At 58.9% G+C, this 19,752-nt stretch carries 18 protein-coding genes; 10 read left to right on the top strand and 8 right to left on the bottom strand.

Annotation, left to right across the window (positions count from 1 at the left end):
- Complete coding sequence (locus tag AC1RR3_RS04270; RefSeq protein WP_492819609.1) at positions 1-573, bottom strand: recombinase family protein; 573 nt, start codon at positions 571-573, stop codon at positions 1-3.
- Between the two features lie 1,319 nt (positions 574-1,892).
- Between AC1RR3_RS04270 and AC1RR3_RS04265 the strand changes: the two genes are divergently transcribed.
- The 4 genes from AC1RR3_RS04265 to AC1RR3_RS04250 all read left to right on the top strand — a co-directional run bounded on the left by AC1RR3_RS04265 (position 1,893) and on the right by AC1RR3_RS04250 (position 5,578).
- The gene (locus AC1RR3_RS04265; protein WP_492819608.1) at positions 1,893-2,798 is read left to right on the top strand and encodes an ArdC family protein; all 906 of its coding nucleotides are present in this window, start codon (positions 1,893-1,895) and stop codon (positions 2,796-2,798) included.
- 175 nt (positions 2,799-2,973) lie between these two features.
- Entirely contained in the window at positions 2,974-3,393 is a 420-nt protein-coding gene (locus AC1RR3_RS04260) for a hypothetical protein (protein WP_492819606.1), read from the top strand.
- 86 nt (positions 3,394-3,479) lie between these two features.
- Complete coding sequence (locus AC1RR3_RS04255) at positions 3,480-4,205, top strand: hypothetical protein (RefSeq protein WP_492819604.1); 726 nt, start codon at positions 3,480-3,482, stop codon at positions 4,203-4,205.
- A 419-nt stretch (positions 4,206-4,624) separates the two neighbouring features.
- A complete protein-coding gene (locus tag AC1RR3_RS04250; RefSeq protein ID WP_492819602.1) occupies positions 4,625-5,578 on the top strand; it encodes a hypothetical protein in 954 nt (317 codons plus the stop codon).
- A 33-nt stretch (positions 5,579-5,611) separates the two neighbouring features.
- On the opposite strand, the gene AC1RR3_RS04245 is transcribed toward AC1RR3_RS04250, so the two are convergent.
- From AC1RR3_RS04245 to AC1RR3_RS04230, 4 genes are all read right to left on the bottom strand, one after another.
- On the bottom strand, positions 5,612-6,451 hold the full coding sequence (locus tag AC1RR3_RS04245; protein ID WP_492819600.1) for a trypsin-like peptidase domain-containing protein: 840 nt from the start codon (positions 6,449-6,451) through the stop codon (positions 5,612-5,614).
- Positions 6,448-7,611 carry a Fic family protein gene (locus AC1RR3_RS04240; RefSeq protein WP_492819598.1) on the bottom strand — a complete coding sequence of 388 codons (1,164 nt, stop codon included), beginning with the start codon at positions 7,609-7,611 and terminating at the stop codon, positions 6,448-6,450. Before AC1RR3_RS04240 ends, AC1RR3_RS04245 begins: the two co-directional genes overlap by 4 nt.
- 63 nt (positions 7,612-7,674) lie before the next feature.
- Positions 7,675-8,238 (bottom strand): hypothetical protein, encoded by a 564-nt coding sequence (locus AC1RR3_RS04235; RefSeq protein ID WP_492819596.1) that lies wholly within the window; start codon positions 8,236-8,238, stop codon positions 7,675-7,677.
- Between the two features lie 13 nt (positions 8,239-8,251).
- Complete coding sequence (locus AC1RR3_RS04230) at positions 8,252-10,534, bottom strand: nSTAND3 domain-containing NTPase (protein ID WP_492819594.1); 2,283 nt, start codon at positions 10,532-10,534, stop codon at positions 8,252-8,254.
- 182 nt (positions 10,535-10,716) lie between these two features.
- On the opposite strand from AC1RR3_RS04230, the gene AC1RR3_RS04225 reads away from it, so the two are divergent.
- The 5 genes from AC1RR3_RS04225 to AC1RR3_RS04205 all read left to right on the top strand — a co-directional run bounded on the left by AC1RR3_RS04225 (position 10,717) and on the right by AC1RR3_RS04205 (position 14,894).
- A complete protein-coding gene (locus AC1RR3_RS04225) occupies positions 10,717-11,190 on the top strand; it encodes a hypothetical protein (protein ID WP_492819592.1) in 474 nt (157 codons plus the stop codon).
- An 88-nt stretch (positions 11,191-11,278) separates the two neighbouring features.
- Positions 11,279-11,956: a hypothetical protein gene (locus AC1RR3_RS04220; RefSeq protein ID WP_492819590.1), complete on the top strand. Its 678-nt coding sequence runs from the start codon at positions 11,279-11,281 to the stop codon at positions 11,954-11,956.
- 410 nt (positions 11,957-12,366) lie between these two features.
- Positions 12,367-13,308, top strand: a complete 942-nt coding sequence (locus AC1RR3_RS04215) for a spermidine synthase (protein ID WP_492819588.1) — start codon at positions 12,367-12,369, stop codon at positions 13,306-13,308.
- Complete coding sequence (locus AC1RR3_RS04210) at positions 13,305-13,922, top strand: fused MFS/spermidine synthase (RefSeq protein ID WP_492819586.1); 618 nt, start codon at positions 13,305-13,307, stop codon at positions 13,920-13,922. Before AC1RR3_RS04215 ends, AC1RR3_RS04210 begins: the two co-directional genes overlap by 4 nt.
- A 3-nt stretch (positions 13,923-13,925) precedes the next feature.
- Complete coding sequence (locus AC1RR3_RS04205) at positions 13,926-14,894, top strand: M28 family peptidase (protein ID WP_492819584.1); 969 nt, start codon at positions 13,926-13,928, stop codon at positions 14,892-14,894.
- A 26-nt stretch (positions 14,895-14,920) separates the two neighbouring features.
- On the opposite strand, the gene AC1RR3_RS04200 is transcribed toward AC1RR3_RS04205, so the two are convergent.
- Positions 14,921-15,232: an ArsR/SmtB family transcription factor gene (locus AC1RR3_RS04200; protein ID WP_492819582.1), complete on the bottom strand. Its 312-nt coding sequence runs from the start codon at positions 15,230-15,232 to the stop codon at positions 14,921-14,923.
- Positions 15,233-15,326: 94 nt separating this feature from the next.
- On the opposite strand from AC1RR3_RS04200, the gene AC1RR3_RS04195 reads away from it, so the two are divergent.
- On the top strand, positions 15,327-16,079 hold the full coding sequence (locus AC1RR3_RS04195; protein WP_492819580.1) for an SDR family NAD(P)-dependent oxidoreductase: 753 nt from the start codon (positions 15,327-15,329) through the stop codon (positions 16,077-16,079).
- Between the two features lie 59 nt (positions 16,080-16,138).
- Here AC1RR3_RS04195 and AC1RR3_RS04190 read toward each other — a convergent pair whose 3' ends face one another.
- Entirely contained in the window at positions 16,139-17,590 is a 1,452-nt protein-coding gene (locus tag AC1RR3_RS04190; protein WP_492819578.1) for an HlyD family type I secretion periplasmic adaptor subunit, read from the bottom strand.
- Positions 17,587-19,734, bottom strand: coding sequence for a type I secretion system permease/ATPase (locus AC1RR3_RS04185; protein ID WP_492819808.1), 2,148 nt, complete (start codon positions 19,732-19,734; stop codon positions 17,587-17,589). The genes AC1RR3_RS04190 and AC1RR3_RS04185 overlap by 4 nt, the downstream gene beginning before the upstream one ends.
- Positions 19,735-19,752: the final 18 nt, after the last annotated feature.

Raw genomic sequence — 19,752 nt, 5'->3', positions numbered from 1 at the left:
TCACGCGCAGCTTCGAGCGGGCTTTGGCTTCAACCTGGAAATCGTAGCTGGACTTACCCGAAAGCATTGCGCAATCACTTCCAGGCGTTCTCCGGCGAGGCGCCGCTGAAGGGCATCGCGCTGCTGCTCCGGCGACAGCTTCGGTTTGCGCCCGAACCTCACACCTCGCAGGCGCGCGCGTTCACGTCCCGCCGCAGTCCGTTGGAGTATGTCCTCGCGAGTTTTGCGAGCGATGTAGCCAACCAGAGCCGCTAGCACTTCGCCAAGCTCGTGCGTGGTGTCCGCCCAGGGCTCTGCCAGCGATTTGTATGCAGCGCCTCGCGAGGTAATCTCGGCCAGGATGCTCAGCATCTTGAAGGGGCCGCCGCGTGTAAGGCGGTCGAGGGCCGAGACAATCACAACGTCGCCCGGCCGCAGCCTCCGAATAAGTTGGGAGAGCACGCGGCGATTGTCCTTGGTGCCGCTTTCCTTTTCACAAAACACCCGCTCGCACCCGGCAACATCGAGTTGGGCGATTTGAATGTCCAGCTCCTGGCCCGAGGTGCTTACACGGGCGTACCCGTAGACACGCATGGGATTCAATTGTCCGCTTGCAAAACTCCTGATTTTTGCAAGTCCCCTTCCCCCACCGCAACGATAAGTCCGCCGGTGCACGTTTATTGAATCTTTTCGAGGGGTTGCACGATTCATGAAACTAAAAGGCCCGTTTCCTGTTTTTCCTAGCGTGCGCTTTTCTGGCGTATGCGTAAATCAGGAATTTCGCACATGTATCGCTCCATCGTTATCCGATGGAGACTTTCATGCGCGTCGCAGTTTGCCCGCCTAATCGGGCTCCTCTTTCACGTATCCATAGCCGTTCCGTTTTGCTCGTCATCTCACTTCTCGGGAGCGTTGCGGCACCGATCCCGCTAGCCCTCGCGCAGCCGGTCATGTCAGCGGAGCCTCCTCCAGGCCAGCTTGGTGCCGGTCAGGTGGTCTACGTTTCTTGCGGACCTGGGAAGGCCCGCAAGATCACCGGCGGCAGCGACAGAGCTATGGGCCCGAGCGGTCAGTCCGTGAAGTTGAGCGGTGGTTCGGCGCGCCAGCGCGGGCCATGCGTCAACCACTAATATCAGGCGCCACAGCGCGGAATTCATGCGCCCAGAATTATTGAACCCGAATTCAACGTCATCAACATTCACAAAGGGGTACCCTCAATGCGTCTACTATCTGTGCTCGTTGTCACCGTAGTCGCAATCTCTGGCCAAGCTATGGCTCAACAAACTGCTTCCCAAAAGGGAAAGCAAGGCCAGGCTTCCACCTGCAACTACGAGAGCTGCGTGTCCCGCGCAAAGTCTCATGGTTGGAGCAGCAGCGAGGCGAACAGTTACTGCGGCCGCAGGCTTGCCGAATGTTCGGGACGTTGAAGGCCGGAGTTCAGCTATGATCCGCACCATATCGTTTGGAGCAATGGTCCTTACTGTATTGCTCGCGTTGGGAATGCCGGCTTCGGCTCAGGACCTCTCAATGTGCACGGCGAACTTTCCAGTTGCTTGCTGCAAAGAATCCTACGCGAAGCACGGGGCCTTTGGCACAGCGACAGGAGCCGCCAGGGACGCCCGCAACTTCGACATGCGGGTTTGCGTAGACCGACTCGCGAAAAAGAAGTCGCGCTAACCTCGACCGTCCACGAACCTAGCCCAGACGCGGCGTCACTCGCTCCCAGATCGCCGCGTCCTCTCCCGTCTCTCCTAGCGTCCCCCAGCCATGCTCATCGGCTGACCTGACGCAGATTTCCGTACGCCGCAAGGGTCGAGCCCTCGCGCAGGCGCGCCCTTCGGGTGCGGCGCCCGTCTCTCCGCGTCTCTCCGGTCGCCGGCACGGCCGGATGGCCGCAAACAAGGAGAGACGAGATGAGCAAGGAACGCTTCGATATTCATCAGCATCTGACCGACTGCATTGTCGCGGCGATTGAGGCCGGTGCAGGACAATGGCAGATGCCGTGGCATCGCGGCAGCGGCGGGCGCCATCCCGTCAACATAGCCTCGGGCAACAGGTACCGTGGCGTCAACGTCCTCGGTCTTTGGGTCGAAGCCCAGGTCAACGGCTACGGCTCGCACCTGTGGGGCACCTACCGCCAGTGGGCCGAGAAGGGGGCAGCCGTCCGTAAGGGCCAGAAGGCTTCCTACGTCGTTTTCTACAAGGAGATCGAGGTTGCGTCCGTCGAGGACGGTGAAAACGAACGTAAGAGCCGTCTGTTCGCGCGGGCAACACCCGTCTTCAATGGCGATCAGGTCGACGGCCTGAACGAGGCTCCGGTCGCTGCTCCGGTTCAGGAGCTGCAAGGCGTCGATGGCTTCATTGCCCGCGCGGAAGCGAAGATCATTCACGGCGGACACCGTGCCTGCTTCGTCCCCCAGCTGGACGAGATCCATATGCCACCGCGTGAACTCTTCACCGGGTCGGCGACGTCAAGTGCGACCGAGGCTTACTACTCCACGCTGCTCCATGAGCTGACCCACTGGACTGCCATGCCTCATCGTTGTGACCGCGACCTGTCCGGGCGCTTTGGTACCGAAGCCTACGCGATGGAGGAGCTGGTGGCCGAGCTGGGCGCCGCGTTCCTTTGCGCGGAGATGGGGATTGCGGTTGATCCGCGTGCTGATCATGCGCAGTATCTTGCGCATTGGCTGAACGTGCTGAAGGCCGACAAGCGCGCCATCCTCACTGCCGCGTCAAAGGCGGCCGAGGCGACGGCATTCCTCCGCGACAGGAGTCGCATAACCCGCCGCCTCATCGCCGCTCCTGTCCTTAATTAACTCCCTCAAACGTGCCCCAACTTTCCAATAGCCGCATTTTTCTCTTTCGAGTCGCAGCCAGATGAGTATCATGACGGTGTACTCAACGTGTAGCTGCGAGCGCAGCCCACGCTTCTTTTGCGCTTTGCCGCTATAGCAGTTTCTTGCAACATTTGATTTTTGAGAGAGGGGCATCATGAGAGCTTTTATCGCGCTTTGCACCTTGGCGACCATTGCTTCCCAATCCTCTGCCCGGGCCGATGACGGGCTGCCCATACAGGTCGGCTGCGACGTGTCAAACCGAGGGATGACCTACATGGCCGTAGGCTATGCCGCGGTGATCGCGAACGGTACAAACGGGCAGATCACCGTCAAATTCAAAAACCTGAACTTGGATCACGCAAACGCCGTTGTCGTACCAACCGGTTCCGCTTCCTTCGGCCTTCAAATCAGCTCGCTTACCGTCGACCCCATCGCGCGCGAGGGAGGCGATACAGATGTTGTCACCGTACGTTTCACCCCGTCCCAGGCCGTGGACGGAGCGCCCACCTTCGCTCAGGTCGCCTACACGATGGTTCTCACCAACAAATCGTCGGACTGCAAACCGACGGGTTAGCCCCCAGCAAGCGCGACCATATTCAATATTTTCTTGATAACCCGTGACAGGGACTTCGCGGCGACCAAACAAAGAGAGCGAAGATCATGGGAGTGACGCCATCGGTACTGTTGCTTATCGCAGCGGATATTCTTTTACCGCTTTGTCTGCCCTTCCTTGTTTGGACGCTGCGAAAGACTCACGCGCACGAAATCTATGTAACTTGGTACGCATTTTCATTTTCTTTCATCCTGTTCTCACTGTTGTACAGCTTTGCCGCAGCATCGGGAATCAAGGTTGAGGAAGTATTCGGGCCATCGAGGAAGGATCTCGTTCTTTCCATCCTCGGCTACATGCAGGATGCGAAGGCCGAATTGCTGATGGTCCTCGCAATCGTCGGCTTAGTTATCTTGCCTCAGTGGCTCACCTACATCCTTAGTGGCCTGACCGGATCGGCCTCGCAGCCCGTCTTCGTCTCGCAAATCAGCCGCTTTGCCATGTGGAGTCTAGTGAAGTTCACAGCTGCCTTGGCCGGGCTCCTGCTAGCGCAGCCGACCTCCGCATGGATCACCGGAGGGGATGTCGAGACCTTCGCCGCACTGTTTGCATTCGTCTTGTTAGCCATCGCGTTCTTGATCATATGGACGGATAAAATTGCGAGGAAAGGCATAGATCTGCTTCATCGGCAGCGATACCTGTCGTTCCTCGGGGCTATCGATAGCTTTTTCCTGAGACACAGCTGTCCGCTTTCGACACCGATACCAAAGGTCCCCTTGCGCCCGGGTGGCGTCGATCCTAAGCCGAATCCTGAAAGAGAAGTCTTTGCACCGTGACGACAGGATGAGCGGATCGCGGCTTGCCCGCACCGATGCGTACAGCGAGCGCCTTCCTAAGGCTGGCATGGAAGGGGCTTGAACTCGCGTTCAGCTTCACCATCAGGCTCTAGGAAAAGGAAAGGCCCCATTCGCGTGGGGCCCTCCTAGCTAACCAAGCTCGTGCGTTAGCGAGCAGGTCATTGATACCTCAAAGTCTACAAAACTTCAAGTTGTAGTTTATATTGATGTCTGTCTTAGACTTGTGAAGCTTGGCATCGCTGGTTTGTGCGCTTACCTCACGCCGCGTTTCTCCACCACGTTGCTATAGTGAACGACTTGGATAAGCTCGACCTGTTTCTCCGGTTTCCTGATAACGCGTACGTAGCTTAATATCTGTCTCTTTGAGATTGATCGCGAAGATTATTTTGGAGATATCAATGAACGGTACTAACGATCCAGAGAACGCATGGCGCCCCGGTATGCCGGACTATTTTGAGAATGTCTGGCGCTCATACCGAAGCGCGATTGATGCGGAGCAGTACTCGGTCGCAATCGATCGGGTGTTAGCCCTGTTTGAGAGCTATCGCTCTGCATCTCCGACAACATTCTCTGGAGAACATAAGGGAAGTCCCATGTACGTGCTGGGATATGCCGCTTATGCTTCTCATGATTACTCATCCGCAAGCTTGTTTTTTGATGCGGCCGTTGCCGAGGATCTTCGTGCGTTTGGAGCGAACGCCGACAAGCCTGCCTTGCTCTTCATGCGCCTTGAGAACAAAGATCAAGATGCTCTCGCGTCCAGGATACTTCGTGACCTGATTCAGGTGACTGAAGAACTCATCGCAAACTACGAGACGCGCCCCGGTCACGTAGCCATTGATCTTGACAGGGTGCGGACGCATTTTCTCAAACCGTTGATTGCTTCATCTGACGCACATAAACGCGCGCTTATCACAGCCTTCATTTCTTTCGTGGCGGAGTGGAAGTACCGGGGTCGGTTGATTGACTTAATCGAGAATGGCTCTCGCGAGCCGTTTTTCTTGCATCTCTTTCGTGGATGCCTGCTCTTTGAGAGTCTTCTCAAGGAATGCGGAAAGAGAACCAATCCGAACCTGCCCGTGTTGAGCCGGATGTTGAGACTTTATGAGGTCGAGCTTGGGATAAGTGGGAGTCCTATTGATCAGTCGTCAGTAGATATCGATAGGAAAATCGGGGCGGCCACTTCTGGAGCTGGCATACTTCAGGCTATCGAGATCACCGCTCAACTCCGTAATACGTTCGGCCACAACATCGTGTGGGAAGTACCTACTCTTAACGCAGGTACTTACAATGTGGTCGTTGAGAATATTGCCTCCGCCTGCCTGCATGCAATCTCCACCCTTTACCGTTAGCGGAGCGGTTGCTGGCTTGGTCGGAGGACTACGCTAGCGCCAGATTTCACCGCCCTTGACCTTGAAGCTGATAGCTGCCGCATAAGGTTGGATGACCTCGCTAGGGATGGCGTAGGTAATTGGCATCGATTGGCCCGCAGTCTCAAGCCCGCTCGTCACCATTCCTAGAACGGCGCCCGATGCTGGATCGCAAACTACACCGCCGCTTATTCCGCCCATCGAAATCGTGCTGAGCTGGATGAGGCGGGTCTCGGTTTCCTTGGTGGCCGGGATAATTGCGCTGACAATGCCGTCATAGAAGGTCGGTTGGACGATGCCTCGATTGGTCGAGAGAGCCAGGAACATATCCCTCCCCAACGGATAGCCGCCTATAAGCACCCGGTCGCCGACGCCCAGTTGCGTGGAGTCTCCCCAGGTCACGGGAGGCACGTCATAGGGGATCGCGTCATCGCCGACCGCCGTACTGATCAAGATTCCGATATCGACGTCAGGATTTCCCCTTTGAATACGGGGATCGATAAAACTGAACTGACTTTCAACGGGCCAATAGCCCTTGACCCATACGCCGTCCGCGCGCTGATACGTCGTTTGGATGTACGCGTGGCCCTCTTTTACGTTGAGAGCCTCACAGACGTGCCAGCACGTCACCAGTTTTCCGAGCCCAACCTGGAAAGCCGTGCCCTGAATGTCCATCAGGTACTTTTCGTAGTCTGGCTCGCCGAGGGCAACCAGGATTCCGGCGTCTCGCGATGGCAGCCGCCCCGGGAAATTGCCCACAGGCAGAATGGAACGGGCAAGAGTAGCCACAGGGTTCTGGCGCCCGAATGAGGACCAGGGGATCTTTGAAAATTGTTCTCGCAAAGTGGCCGTCATGCTGCAACCGCTGGCCCAGTATAGAGACGAGGAAACCAACGGTCGACGACAGCGAGCGGAAAGCCCAGCCGAACAGTTGAGCGTGAGGTCGGAGAAACCAGGAAGCCTTTTTCAATGAGAGAGTTGAGGACCGTTCTCGCCTGGCGTTCCTGATATCCGGTCAGTTCGGGCGCCTTGCCGCGAGAAAACTCGCCTGCAAGCAAGGCTTCGCGAAGCAGCGCCCAACTTCCCTTCGGAAGGCGCTCTGCACGGGTTTCCTCTTCGCACCAGATTTCCATGCGCCGTTGTAGCTCGGCGGGCTCGAACAGGGATTCCATAAAGACCACTTGATCGACGCAGCTCGACAGGAAGAACGTGCAGAATTCAACCAGACCGGCTAGAGAAAGGTTGCCTCGGCCGTCGAGGTCTCCACGACGAGGCTCATCGGCCGCTTGTAAAGCCGCCTTATACTTATCGACGGCTCGGGCAAGGCCGCGCGAGATCGACCAAAGACTTGAGCCAATCCCGAGTTCCTTGAGAAATGCGTGCGAATAAAGGCGCGTCACCCGACCATTGCCATCGGCAAACGGGTGAATCCACAGCAAGCGATGATGCGATGCTGCCACGCCGATAATGCGTTGGATCTTGGGCAGCTTCTCATTGCCGTAGGCGGAGGCGAAGCGGTTAAGCAAGGGCCCGAGATCATCGGGATCGGGGGCGATGTGGTGCCCGACTTTGACGTGTATCTTTCGCAACTCGCCTGGAAGGACGTTTTCTTCCTTCCCTGACTTCGGGTCTTTGACGATAAGAAGCTCGGGAGGCAGTTGTTGGCAGAACTCCTTATGGACCCAAAGGACGAACTCCTTCGATGTCGAGGGGGAGGGCGCTTGTCCAAGGTCGATCTTCCGCTGCACATCAATGTGCGCGCGGGCTTCAAGCTGAAGATTGCGCTTCTCAGGCTCGGTGCTGTAGTCCCCTGCCAAAGCGCGGTCGATGTCGATCGGGTGAGTATGATGCCCCTCGATGAGGTTGCTGTAGTAGCAGTTCATTGAACGGACGAGGTCGCCGATTCCCTGCTGGATGACGGGGTGCAGGCGGCCAGCCAGAGCGTTGCTCTTGGCAACCAGGTCGGTTGCAAGGTCCGAAAGAGCCTTGTGTTCTTCTGGGAAGAGAGGCTCCATAGTGGTAGGGGACGTCAATTTTGCCGCTTTCTTTGCCGGTTTTAATGCATAAAAATCAATAGCTTATGAAAAAATAAGTTCTTGAAATTGCCGGTTATTTTGCCGGTTATTTTGCTGGTTGGCAAGCTGAGGTGAAAATAAGGGGCGGGGATGTGACGTCTTTGCCCGACCATCGTCGCTGACGCCATGCTGTTGATCGAAGATGAATGAAATGGACACGTTCTCTCTGCTTTCCGCGGCAAACCTTAAGACGCTTGAGATTACGCCGATGCAGCACGTGAAATGAGCGTTGGCGAGCCCTCGGGGGGAGACGGGGCGCAAAATGCGATCGAATTGCTCGCGGCTGACCGAGAACTCAAAGGATAACGGTTTGAAGTGGCGTATAACGCGCAGCAGGCCACGTAGCTTCTCGTCTCTCGCTTGTGGTGTCCAGCCATCGAACTGCCCAACGAGGGCATTCGCTTCAGACATCTTGAGACATTGAATGGAAGGCGAGGCGGCTAGTTCCTCTTCCCAGGCTTTGTAGAAAAGCGTCCAGAGGTCGGTTCGATTAAGATAGCCAGCGAGAAAAAGCCTTCTATCCCCTTTTTCGGCAGCGGAGTCGTCGATGAACGCCTGGAGCAGCATTAGTATGTCGATACTATGGGACGAGAAGTTGGCTGAATAGGCCTCTCAACGCTGCATCATCGAAATGGTCAACACGTTCCATAGCTCTCAGCTTGGGCGCTGACTGAGAAACCTCTGAAGCTTTCTCACTAACTTCACCAATTCGATCGCTGACAGCGGAGACGGCCTTTCCTATCTGCGCTGCACTTAAAGAGGCTCTCTTACCAAGTTTCTCAATCGACGAAATGTAATCATCAAGCGTCGATTTCGAATCGATGTCAGAAATAGTCTGATCTATCGTGTTGATCTGCGCTCTTATCACTTCATCTAGCGCCGTGGTAATGCCGGTGCCGAAGGTTCTAGGCCAGTCGTCTACGACGTCCGCAAGTTTCTCAAGCTCATCAAGTGTCGGAAAGTCCTCGATCATCGAGATTGCTGCGACCTCTATGCGGTCCGCCAACTTCTCTGCGTCGTGGAGATTGTCGTAGTATCCACCATCTCGGAGCTTCCCGATCAGCTCTAGAGCTTTCTCTCCATCCCGCCAGGAATCCAAGCCGTCGACAGGACTCTCCGCCAGGTTCATTGCCGTGTTGAGAAATCGTTGGTCGGCGGTTTCGCTCCACCAATCCAGAAGAAGCGTAAGCCGTTCTGTGTTTGAGAGATCAACGGGGCGTCGGTACCTAATGTTGTTCTCAATGGTGTAGGCCCAGACAGGCATGTCCTTGAATGCGGCGCCAACGTCGAGAAATTGAAGCACAAGGTGCTTTCGCTCGCTCTCGGAGAGGTCCATCGCTTGAATGTGCTCCCACACGTTCATTGCCCACCTGGTCTGGTGCGACGCTTTTGCGCAAATTGCGATAATCAAAGCGTCTTGGAGATAGTTCGTCAGGTAGTCGCGAAGAGAAGGATTGACGAAGCTTACGCTCTGGTCAGAGATATGAACAAAGCCTCCCTCAAGTATCTTAAGCGATTCGTCGAAGTCTTTCGCGTCCCTCGTATCCCCGAAGGCAGAGCAGAGAAGGGGATGCAGAACTTCGTAAGCGCTTCTTAAGCTCGCTATCGAAACTCCATACTCTGAGCTGAAAAAAAGAGCATAAAGCAAGTGCTGGCAGGCCTTTGAAATATGGGTTCGGAACGCGATGTCCCATAGGCCCGATGGATTTGCCAACGCGGCCAAGAATGCTGCTGGATAGGATGCGGGATCACGATCCGCTAAGTGACTAGCATCGGTCATCCACTCGATGACCCGAGGGTTATAGTTTTTGTGATCCACGATCGCCTTCAGGTCCTCGCTGCTGACCAAGGCTGTGATGAACGGTTGTGGCGTCCCTGCGCCAAGTAAATGATTATAGAGGATTCGAGCTCTTATTCGCCGCGTATAGATTCCGACATCAAGCACATATTTGCTGACGTCCAAACGCTGGTCAGCGAGATGCTCTGATACACGTCGAGCTTCTTCGAAAATATATGGTGTCGTCAAAATGAATCGCGCATTCGACGATTTTCTCACGCGCTTCAAGAACAGAGCGAGATCGGAATCCTTATGTGCAAGCGCCTGGCGGTCGAGTGCAACCCGACCAAGAAAATCATCGAAGAAGAATACCTGCTTCTTGGTGTCGTCAATGAGCTTGAACCCATCCTCCAGGCTACGAATAGCGACGAGATCCCAGCCGTCCGCCATGTATGCGTAGGCCAATATTTCGGCGAGTGTGGTTTTGCCTACACCGGGAGGGCCGGACACAATGAGCACGTGAGTTGATTCTAGAATACGAAGGGCTTCGTCGAAACTCGGATTAGGCGCGAAAATGCGGATTTTTGTTTCGATCTCTGCCTTGCTCATCGCATTGAAGGTGTGGGCCGATGCATTGAGTATCCTCTCAAGCATCGCCGTGCCCGAAAGCCAAAGCTTGATATGGGACTTGGCAATTTCCGGAAAGTCACGGAGTAGCGCATTCAGATCGCCCGGACCTTTGATGTCTGAATCGGTCCTTAGCGACGGGCCGATGATGGTTCCGAGCTCCCTCTTGTTCGCGCTCGTAACTGGACAGGACGTCGCCAGAAGATATCTCGACGGCGCCAGCTTATCGATTGAAGTGCGTTCCTTGACCATCTGCTTCTTCAAGGCAGAGAACTGTGAGCGCGCATAGTGTTTGGCTTGGAGGACGATGGAATGGCCATCACTCGTGTGACGTCCGTCGGCCCCGCCGTCGGGGCCAGGGGCGAAGACTTCAAATCGTATACCTAGTTCTCGTCCCAGCAAATCCGCGGACAGCTCTTCGAAATCGGCAGGCGAGAGATTAAAGAACTCGTATGTCATAGCTTAAGGTAGCGTAGTGTTACGGAGGTTGCAGTACCTAAAGTAGTTTGAGCTCAGCGGGGTAGCCGGAGGCAGGGCTCGATTCTCACGGTGCGCCCTGCGCTCGGCGATCTCAGTCGCGGTGACTGGCTGCACTATGAGCCATAGGCCTCCGAATCATATATTCTCATTAGAATGAGCCAATGGAGCGCAGCTTCGTGCGGGTGACCACTGGTGATTTCGCGATTTCGAATAGTCCGATGCCGCCGTGGGCGTCTTACCCGGCCGTTGATCCCGGTTGGCTGTATATTCTCCGAAATGCGAGCCTTTTGAAGATAGGCAAGACCACAAGCCCGGAGAGGAGGCGGCGGGAGGCGAGAACCTGGCTGCCAACGGGCGAGGTGGTTGGAATCAAGCCATTCTGGTGCGTGCACGAGTTCGAAAGGACCCTACTCTGCGGAATTGCCAACTTCTGGTTTGAGGGTGAATGGCACGAATTCCCCGACGATAGTCGGGCCAGCTTTCTAACCGATGGTTTCAGGCAGTTCGACAACCACGACCGCAATCGAAACACAGTAGACTTTTCTTATTGGATCGGCGGCTCCGGCATGGGCGAGGTCATCCTGGAGCAGAATCGCAGGCGGGTATCGCTCCGTCGTTTCCAGCGCGAAGGATAAGCTGTCAGTCTCTAACGGACTTAAATTGTCGTGATCGGCGGCTTCTGGGAGGGCAGATAGGTCGCATGGACACTCTGCGAGGCAGCTCATGACCGATTTGAACCCGGAAATTCAACTTGAGAAGACGTCTCCAGCGATTTCAGACGAAGCTCTAGCTACCCTTGTCGCGGTCGGTGTGCTGGTGTTTGCCGTGGGAAGATCGTTGATCGCTTGGGCTGAAGGTCTAGATCGCCGATATCGCCGGGGGCAGCTTCTGGCGGCGTATCGCCGCCGGCATTCCTGGAAGAAGGCAGACATCCAGCGGCTCGATGCGTTGGACGTGAATCGCTATGCGAGGATACGGATGCAGCGGCTGACGGGCCGCGGCCGGCCGGTGGTGGCGGTACAAAAGCCGCTCGAAGAGGTCGTGGTTGAGAGGTGTAAAGCATGGGCCGTTCTTGCAGGACCGGAAGGGTCCCCTCAGGACCGCAAGCGAAGGTTCAAAGACTGGCCTTGGTGGAAACATCATGTCGAGGCGTACTACCGTGGTGAGCACGACCTCGCCAAGCGGCAGGGCATTAGGAGTCCTGCCATGGAGGCCGAACTCCGCGTCGGCGGCGCGTTGGGAATGTCTTCGTCTGCCGTGCATAACGTCTGTGCTGAGATCCGGCGTATGCGGCAAGAAGACGAGCTATCGGCCAACTTTCCTGCGGCGACGCTCGCCGACCACGAGCGCTGGATGATGCATGGCGCTCACGTATTCTTCTCCGATCGGAAAGGAGACTAGCGCCGCCGATTAGCGGGGCTGTTTCGCGGGGATTCGAAGAGGACGCGGGTCCAGCGGATAAGCTCGGTAGCGAGGCGATACCAGAGCTTCTCTCCCAGCTGGGGCGTGTTCAAGCAAGTTGCCTAATTGTGTGATGTATGTCACGTTTGGGTGGAGCAGATCGCTGATTTTAGCACAATTTCTAGCACAAAAATATTTCTAGAGATGAATTACTAAGTAATATCAGTCACTTGATTCTATTGCGCGGCGGCTCATAACCTGAAGGTCATAGGTTCAAATCCTATCCCCGCAACCAAGACAAAGCCCGGCTTCCCCGAGGGGATTGCCGGGCTTTTTCTTTTCCGCCGCGATCGTTTATCAAAGAGCCCAGACCACTCATCCTTCGATTGCCCCAAGGAAGCGGTGTCCTGATGTTGTTGCGATCAGTCATTTTCAGCACGCTTGCAATCGCGTTTCTCGGCATTGGCCCCGCATCGGCGGTGGATCCGAGCAAGCTGGAGCCGCCACGCCTGCTGGAGCAGCGGGAGTCGCTCTACAACAACATCTTCGTCTACAAGCGATCGCCCTATGTGATCCTGACGTTCGGGCACAACAAGCAGATCTACACCGAGAGCGTGTTCAACCCCGACGATGATCGCGATCTGCTGGTGCTCTACACCCAGTTCATGACCGTCGGGCTGATGTATCCTGCGAACGTGAAGTCGATCCTCGAGATCGGGACCGGCGGCGGACGCACCGCCTGGTATCTGCACCGTTTCCTGCCCGATGTTCGCGTGACCTCGGTCGAGCTCGACCCCGCGGTCGTCGAGCTCTCGCGGAAATATTTCGGGCTCAGGGACGAGCCGAACTTCCTTGTCGAGGCCAAGGACGGCCGCCTGTTCCTGGCGCAATCCAGGGATCGCTACGACATCATCATGATCGACGCCTATCGCGGGCCGTTCGTGCCGTTCCACTTGTTGACGAGGGAATTCTATCAGATCGTCAAGGAGCATCTCGCCGAGGGCGGCGTCGTGGTGCAGAACGTTGCATCCGATACCATGCTGTTCGACGCCGCCATGAAGACGATCGGATCGGTGTTTCCGCAGCTCGAGTTCTACAAGTCCGAAGACAATTTCGTCACCGTCGCCTATGACGGCCCGGCACGGAAGGCGGAAGACATCGCTGCGGTCGCAGCCGCGCGCGACAAGGCGCACGGGCTGCGCTACCCGCTCGCCGGCATGCTGGCGCTGCGCAAGCCCGTCGATCTCAACGACGTCCAGATGATCAGCCCCAAGGCCACGGTGCTGACCGACGATTTCGCGCCGGTCGAGGCGCTGAAAGGCATCGAGCGGCATAACAGGAAGCTGCCTTGACGCAGGCCCGCTCGCTCGCGCCGACCGTCTACGCCATCGCTTTCGTCTCCGGCGGCGTCCTGATGGGCTTCGAGATGCTGGGCAGCCGCTATCTCTTTCCCTATTTCGGCGGTGGCATCGGCACCTGGGCCAGCCTGATCTCGATCGTGCTCTGCGCGCTCGCCATCGGCTATTTCGCCGGCAGCGCCGTCGTCGACCGCTATCCGTCGCCGCGCGCCATCGGTGTGGCCATCCTGGTGGCTGCGTGCTGGCTCGCGCTGGTGCCGGCAACCGCCGACGCCGTCATGCGGGCCATCCTGGACCATATCGGCGTTGGGCCCGCCGCGACGCTGTCAGCCTCGACCGCTCTGCTGCTGGTGCCGCTGTCGCTGCTCGGCACGTTCTCGCCGATCGCCGTCAGCTTGCTGACCCGATCGGCCAAGGAGGCCGGCCGTGTGGCGGGACGCGTCTACGGCGTCTCCACCATCGGCAATGTCGCGGGCACCCTGCTGACGACGTTCATCCTGATTCCGTCGATCGGCTCACGGAACATCACGTATATTTTTGCGGTGATGCTTGCGGCCTGCGCCGCGTTGCTGTTCATGACGCCTGCACGGCAGCCAACCGAGTCCTGAACGATGTCGCAAAATTTCCGATCCCGGCTCCTCTTCGTCGCCGCACTGCTGGTTTTCCCGGCCGGGCTGCTTTTTGCCCAGGAGCTTTTTGCCCAAGAGAAGCCCGACCAGGTCAGGATCGAGTCCTGGGACGGTCAGCGTGCGCTCGCCGTCATCGTGGACCTGATGCGCTTCACGCCGCGTTCGATGGAGACGGCCGGACACCAGAAGACCATCGATTACCTCACGGCCGAGCTGAAGAAGACGAAGTTCGACACCATCGTGCTCCAGCGCTGGATCGCGCGCGAGGCCGGCCGCACCATGGCGATGACCAACATCATCGCCCGTTTCAACCCGGCCAATCCGCGCCGCGTCATCGTCGCCACGCATTACGACAGCATCATCAAGGCCTATCGCGATTCCAAGACTCCGGACGCGCCGATGCCGGGCGCCAACAATTCCGCCTCGGGCGTGGCCGTGTTGCTGGAGACCGCGCGCGTGCTGTCGGAATTGCCCGACGCGCCGCCGGTCGGGATCGACATGATCTTCTTCGACGGCGAGGAGGGCCCGCTCTCGCTGGGCGCGGGCGATCCGAACTTCCACTCGATCGGCTCGCCGCACTTCACCCAGCGCCTCGCCGAATTCTATCCGAACGCCAGGCCTGAGAAGATGCTCGACTTCGACATGGTCTGCGACCGCGACCTGCACCTGAAGGCCGAGCAATCCGGGCTCCGCTCGGCGGCGGTGGAAGTGAAGAAGTTCTGGGACATCGGGATGCAGATCGCGCCCGGCGCCTTCGAGCCGGTGCCGGCGCCCTATGCCATTCAGGACGACCACACCGCATTCCAGCTCGCGGGCATTCCGAGCTTCGTCGTGATCGATTTCGAATACGAGCCGTTCTACAACACCACCGAGGACACGCCCGACAAGTGTTCGGCGCAAAGCCTGGAAGCGGTGGGGCGGACGCTGGTGAGGTATCTGTACCTGCCGTGAGGCGACCGGATGGAGTGCGCCCGCCGTCAGTCCGGATAGCTCAGGATCATCTTGAGCAGCTTCGGAAACCGCGCGTTGATGTCGTCTTCCCGCAGGACGTTGCGGTGCTGCACGCCCTGCTTCGACGTCCGGATCAGGCCGGCTTCCCGCAGGATCCGAAAATGGTTCGACAGGGTCGACTTCGCCATCTCAGGGCAAGGCGCCGCCTCGGTGCATGACATGCAATCGTTCTGCGCGGCCAGGCTCTTGACGATGCGCAGCCGCATGGGATCCGCGAGCGCTCCAAGCACTCCGGCCAGCGTAATTTCGTCCCGCTGCGGGTGAACGAACTGCACCATGCCCAAAATATAGCCCGTCTCTTGAACTCATTCAATAGTTCACTAGTATTGAACTAGTGAATATCGGCGTCCTGCCGGTTCGTGGAGTTAAGCGATGACGAAGAGACTCGAAGGAAAAGTAGCGCTCGTGACCGGCGCATCCAAAGGCATCGGTGCCGAGATTGCCGTCCGGCTGGCGGCTGATGGCGCGGCGGTCGCCGTCAACTACAGCTCCAGCAAGGAAGCCGCCGACCGCGTCGTCGCCGCCATCACCGCCAAGGGCGGCAAGGCCGTCGCCGTTCACGGCAATCTGGCCGATGCCAAGCAAGTGAAGAGCGTGGTCGCAGACACCGTCAAGGCGTTCGGTCCGATCGACATCCTCGTCAACAACGCGGGCGTTTACGGGTTCGCGCCGCTCGAGGACATCACGCCCGAGCATTTCCACCGGCATTTCGACCTCAACGTGCTCGGCCTTCTCCTGATCTCGGGGGAAGCGGTGCGGCACTTCAACGCCAAGGGCGGCAGCATCATCAACATCTCTTCCGGTGTCTCGACCATCGCGCCGGCCAACACCGCCGTCTACACCGCGACGAAGGCCTCGGTGGATGCGATCTCCTCCGTGCTGTCGAAGGAGCTGGCGCCGCGCAAGATCCGCGTCAACGCCGTCAATCCGGGCATGATCGCCACCGAGGGCGTGGTGTCCGCCGGCCTGCACGAAGGCGACATGCGCAACTGGATCGAATCCACCACCCCGCTCGGCCGCATCGGCAAGGTCGAGGAGATCGCGGCCGCGGTCGCCTTCTTCGCGTCTGACGAGGCGTCCTACGTCACCGGCGAGACGCTCCACGTCACCGGCGGTCTGCGCTGACGGAGGGCGCGCTTCGGTGGGACGACGGCACCGAACGCCGTCGTCCCGGCAAGTGCCTCTCATCGTTCGTGTAGCGCCGACGCCGAGACCTCGACCAGGGGAGACAGGACATATTCGAGGACGCTTCGGGTCCCGGTCTTGATCTCCGCCGTCACGGCCATGCCCGACATCAAGCGCACGGCTCGGCCGTCCGCATCTACAGTCTGTTGATTCAGGCGCAGCGTGATTGGATAGACCAGATTCTGGACACGCTGTTCGCCTGCGGCCACGCCGGTCGATCGCATCATGCGCGGCTGTCCGCCTTCGGCAGCCTGTGCGTCGGGTAACGGCATTGCGTCGCTCGCAATATGGGTCACGGTGGCGGAGACGGTGCCGTAGCGGCTGAACGGCAATGTCTCGATCTTGATCGCCGCTTCCTGGTCGATTGTCAGGAAGCCTATGTCCTTGTTCTGGACATAGGCTTCGACCTCCAGCCGGGCGAGATCCGGCACCACGCGGGCGACCTCCTGACTGATCGTCACGACCTGTCCTACCGTCGTCACGGCCACGCCCTGGACGATCCCGTCGATCGGGCTCCGCAGGGTGAAGTTCTCCAGTCTGGCCGAGAGCTCGGATACCTTGTGCTCGAGCTCGTCGGCCTGCCGCTCGCGCTCGGCGAGCTTGCGGAGATTGTCGGCACGAAACTGCTCGATGGTCTGTGCGATCTGACTTTGAACGACCGAGATCTCCCCCTCCGTGCTGCCGAGCTGACCCGTCTGCGCCACGAGCGATGCCTGTTGCGTCTGCAGGGTCTCGGTGGCATCGATCAACGCGGCCTTGGAGCCGGTGTGGTTCGTGTAGAGCGTGGTCTTCATCGATACGCGCTCCGAGAGCGTCTCGACGAGAGCGGTTTGAGCCGCGACGCTGCCGCGGACACGCTCCAGATCCGCCGTTTTCTGTCGAACCTGGGCGCGCAAGTTTTCGATCGTCGCGTTCAACGCGGTCAGATCTCCCTCCGCATTGCGTTGCTCCCTTGCGAGAAGAACGCCGGGAATGTCGGCCGGCGAGGTGAGCGCCGGCGCCTGGTAGGCTGAATCCGCGCGCACCGCAACGACGCGGTCGGTCATGATGCGGCGCTCGATTTCGGCCCGTGCTGCTGCAAGTGAGCCGGAGGATGAGGCCAGCTCGGCCCGGATCTCCCTGGAATCCAGCGCCACGAGCACCTCTCCCCGGGACACGTGCTGTCCGTCGCGGACATTGATTTCGGAGGTCTTGCCGTTCTCCATCGATTGGATGGTCTTGACCTGGCCCTGCGGTCGGATCTTACCCTGCGCAGAAGCGATGATCTCGACCCGGCCAAAATGAGCCAGCAACAGGCCGAACACGGCCAGCCCGCAGATCGTCCACAGCAGCGCCAGGGCGACCGGCGAGGCCGGACGTTCCAGAATCTCCAGTGCCGCCGGCAGGAACTCGCGGTCTCTCCCGCCGTGTTTTCCGCGCTCCCTTCGCATCGCCAGGATCGGAACGCTCATGCCGCAACCTCTGCGCCGGACTGCATCGCCCACAGGCCCGCATAAAGTCCGCGGTCCCGCTTCAGCAGTTCCCGGTGCGTGCCGCTTTCCACGATCTTTCCATGCGACAGCCCGATGATGCGATCGCAGTCGCGAACCGCAGCCAGCCGATGCGCGATGATGATGACGGTCCGTCCCTTCGCGATCAGCCTCATGTTGCGTTGGATGAGCTGCTCGCTCTCGTAGTCGAGAGCACTGGTGGCCTCGTCGAAGATCAGGATGCGTGGGTTCGTCACGAGTGCGCGGGCAATCGCGATTCGTTGCCGCTGTCCGCCCGAGAGATTGGCGCCTCGCTCCTCGATGACGGTGTCGTACCCTTGCGGCAACGCCCGTATGAATTCGTCGGCACCTGCCAGCCTCGCTGCCTCGACGACGCGGCTGTGCGGAATCGCCGGATTGGCGAACGCTATATTGTCGTGGACGCTGCGGTTGAAGAGGACGTTCTCCTGGAGCACGACGCCGACGTTCCGCCTGACCCAGGATGGCGCGACCTGGGCGATGTCGTGTCCGTCCAGCAAGACATGGCCGTGCGTCGGTGCGTAGAGGCGCTGGATCAATTTCGCGATCGTCGACTTGCCGGAGCCGGAAGCGCCGATGATGCCCAGGGTCTCGCCGGGCCGTATCCTCAGCGAAAAAGCGTCGAGAATTCGGGCGCCGCCGGGCCGATAGGCGAATGACACGTCCCTAAGCTCGATGTCGCCCTGCGGCGGCGCCGGCACGTTCTGGGAATGACCGGCGGTTTCCATCGGCGTCTGGAGAATGTCGCCGATGCGTTCGATCGACACCTGCACCTGCTGAAAATCCTGCCAGAGCTGCGACAGGCGGAGAATCGGCTGCGCCACCTGTCCCGCGATCATGTTGAAGGCGACGAGCGCACCGACGGTCAAGCTGCCGTCCACGACGGCAACGGCGCCGAAATAGAGGATGAGGACCGTCGTCAGTTTGCTCACATACTGAATCGCGTTTTGTCCGGCGGCGCCGGCCAGGGTGGTCGTGAATGCTGCACGAATGTACGCGGCCAGGCGCTCCTCCCACTGGGCCTGCACGGATGGCTCGACTGCGGCGGCCTTGATCGTCTGGACACCGACCACCGTCTCGACGAGAAATTGCTGGGTTTCGGCGCCGCGGGTAAATTTCTCCTTCAGGCGCCTGCGAAGAATCGGACGAACGATCGCGACGATCAGGACATAGACTGGGATGCTTCCGAGAACGATGCATGCGAGCAGGGTGGAATAAGCGAACAGCACCGCGAACATCACGACGGTGAGGACGAGATCGATGGCGGCAAACAGGCCTTGCCCGGTCAGGAACGCCCGGATCGTGTCGAGCTCGCGCACCCTGGCGACGGTCTGGCCGACCGGCCTGCTCTCGAAATAGGACAGCGGCAGCCGCACCAGATGATGCATCAGCCGCTGGCCGAGCTCGACATCGATGCGGCTCGTTGTGTGAGCGAGCGCATATGTCCGCAGAAACTGCAACAGAACGTCGAAGATGCCCATGCCGGCCAGGGCGACGGCGACGACGAGCAGGGTAGCGAACCCCTTGTGAACCAGGACCTTGTCCATCACCACTTGAAAGCCGAGCGGCGTGACCAGCGCGAACAGCTGAATGAACAGCGATGCCACGAGCGCATGCGTCAGCGGCGACCGGTACCGCTTCACCGATCCGAAGAACCAGAGAAAGCCGGATGCCGTTGGATCGGATCCGGCGCCGAGCGGCCGACGCTGAATCAGGATCAGCAGGGGATCGAGCAGAGCGCGGATCTCGTCTTCGTCGGCGTCGAAGGCCGCGCCGGACCCGGGTTCGATCAACCGGTAGCGTGCGCCCCTGACCATGCCGGTATAGAGCCGATAGGCGCCCGATCGAAGCCGGACGATGGCCGGCACCGGGGCTCCCCTCAACCGGTTCGGACCGGGATCGCGCACGATGCGGGCGCGCAGTCCAAGTTTCTGCGCCGCCCGGGCCAGATCGGCCTCGTTGGCATCCGCCGCAATCGAGAGCTCGTTGCGGAGCACCTCGGGGTTTGACGGAATTCGATAGAACGTGGCGATGCGACAAAGTGCGGCCAGTCCGCCGTCGAAATCGTCAGTGCACTGCTCTGTCATCGCCATCCGGCTCCCGTT

It is taken from the genome of Bradyrhizobium sp. GW821-FHT13H05 (assembly GCF_058804065.1).
Note: the sequence above shows the minus strand (reverse complement) of the source record. Positions and strands in the feature narration are given on the sequence as shown.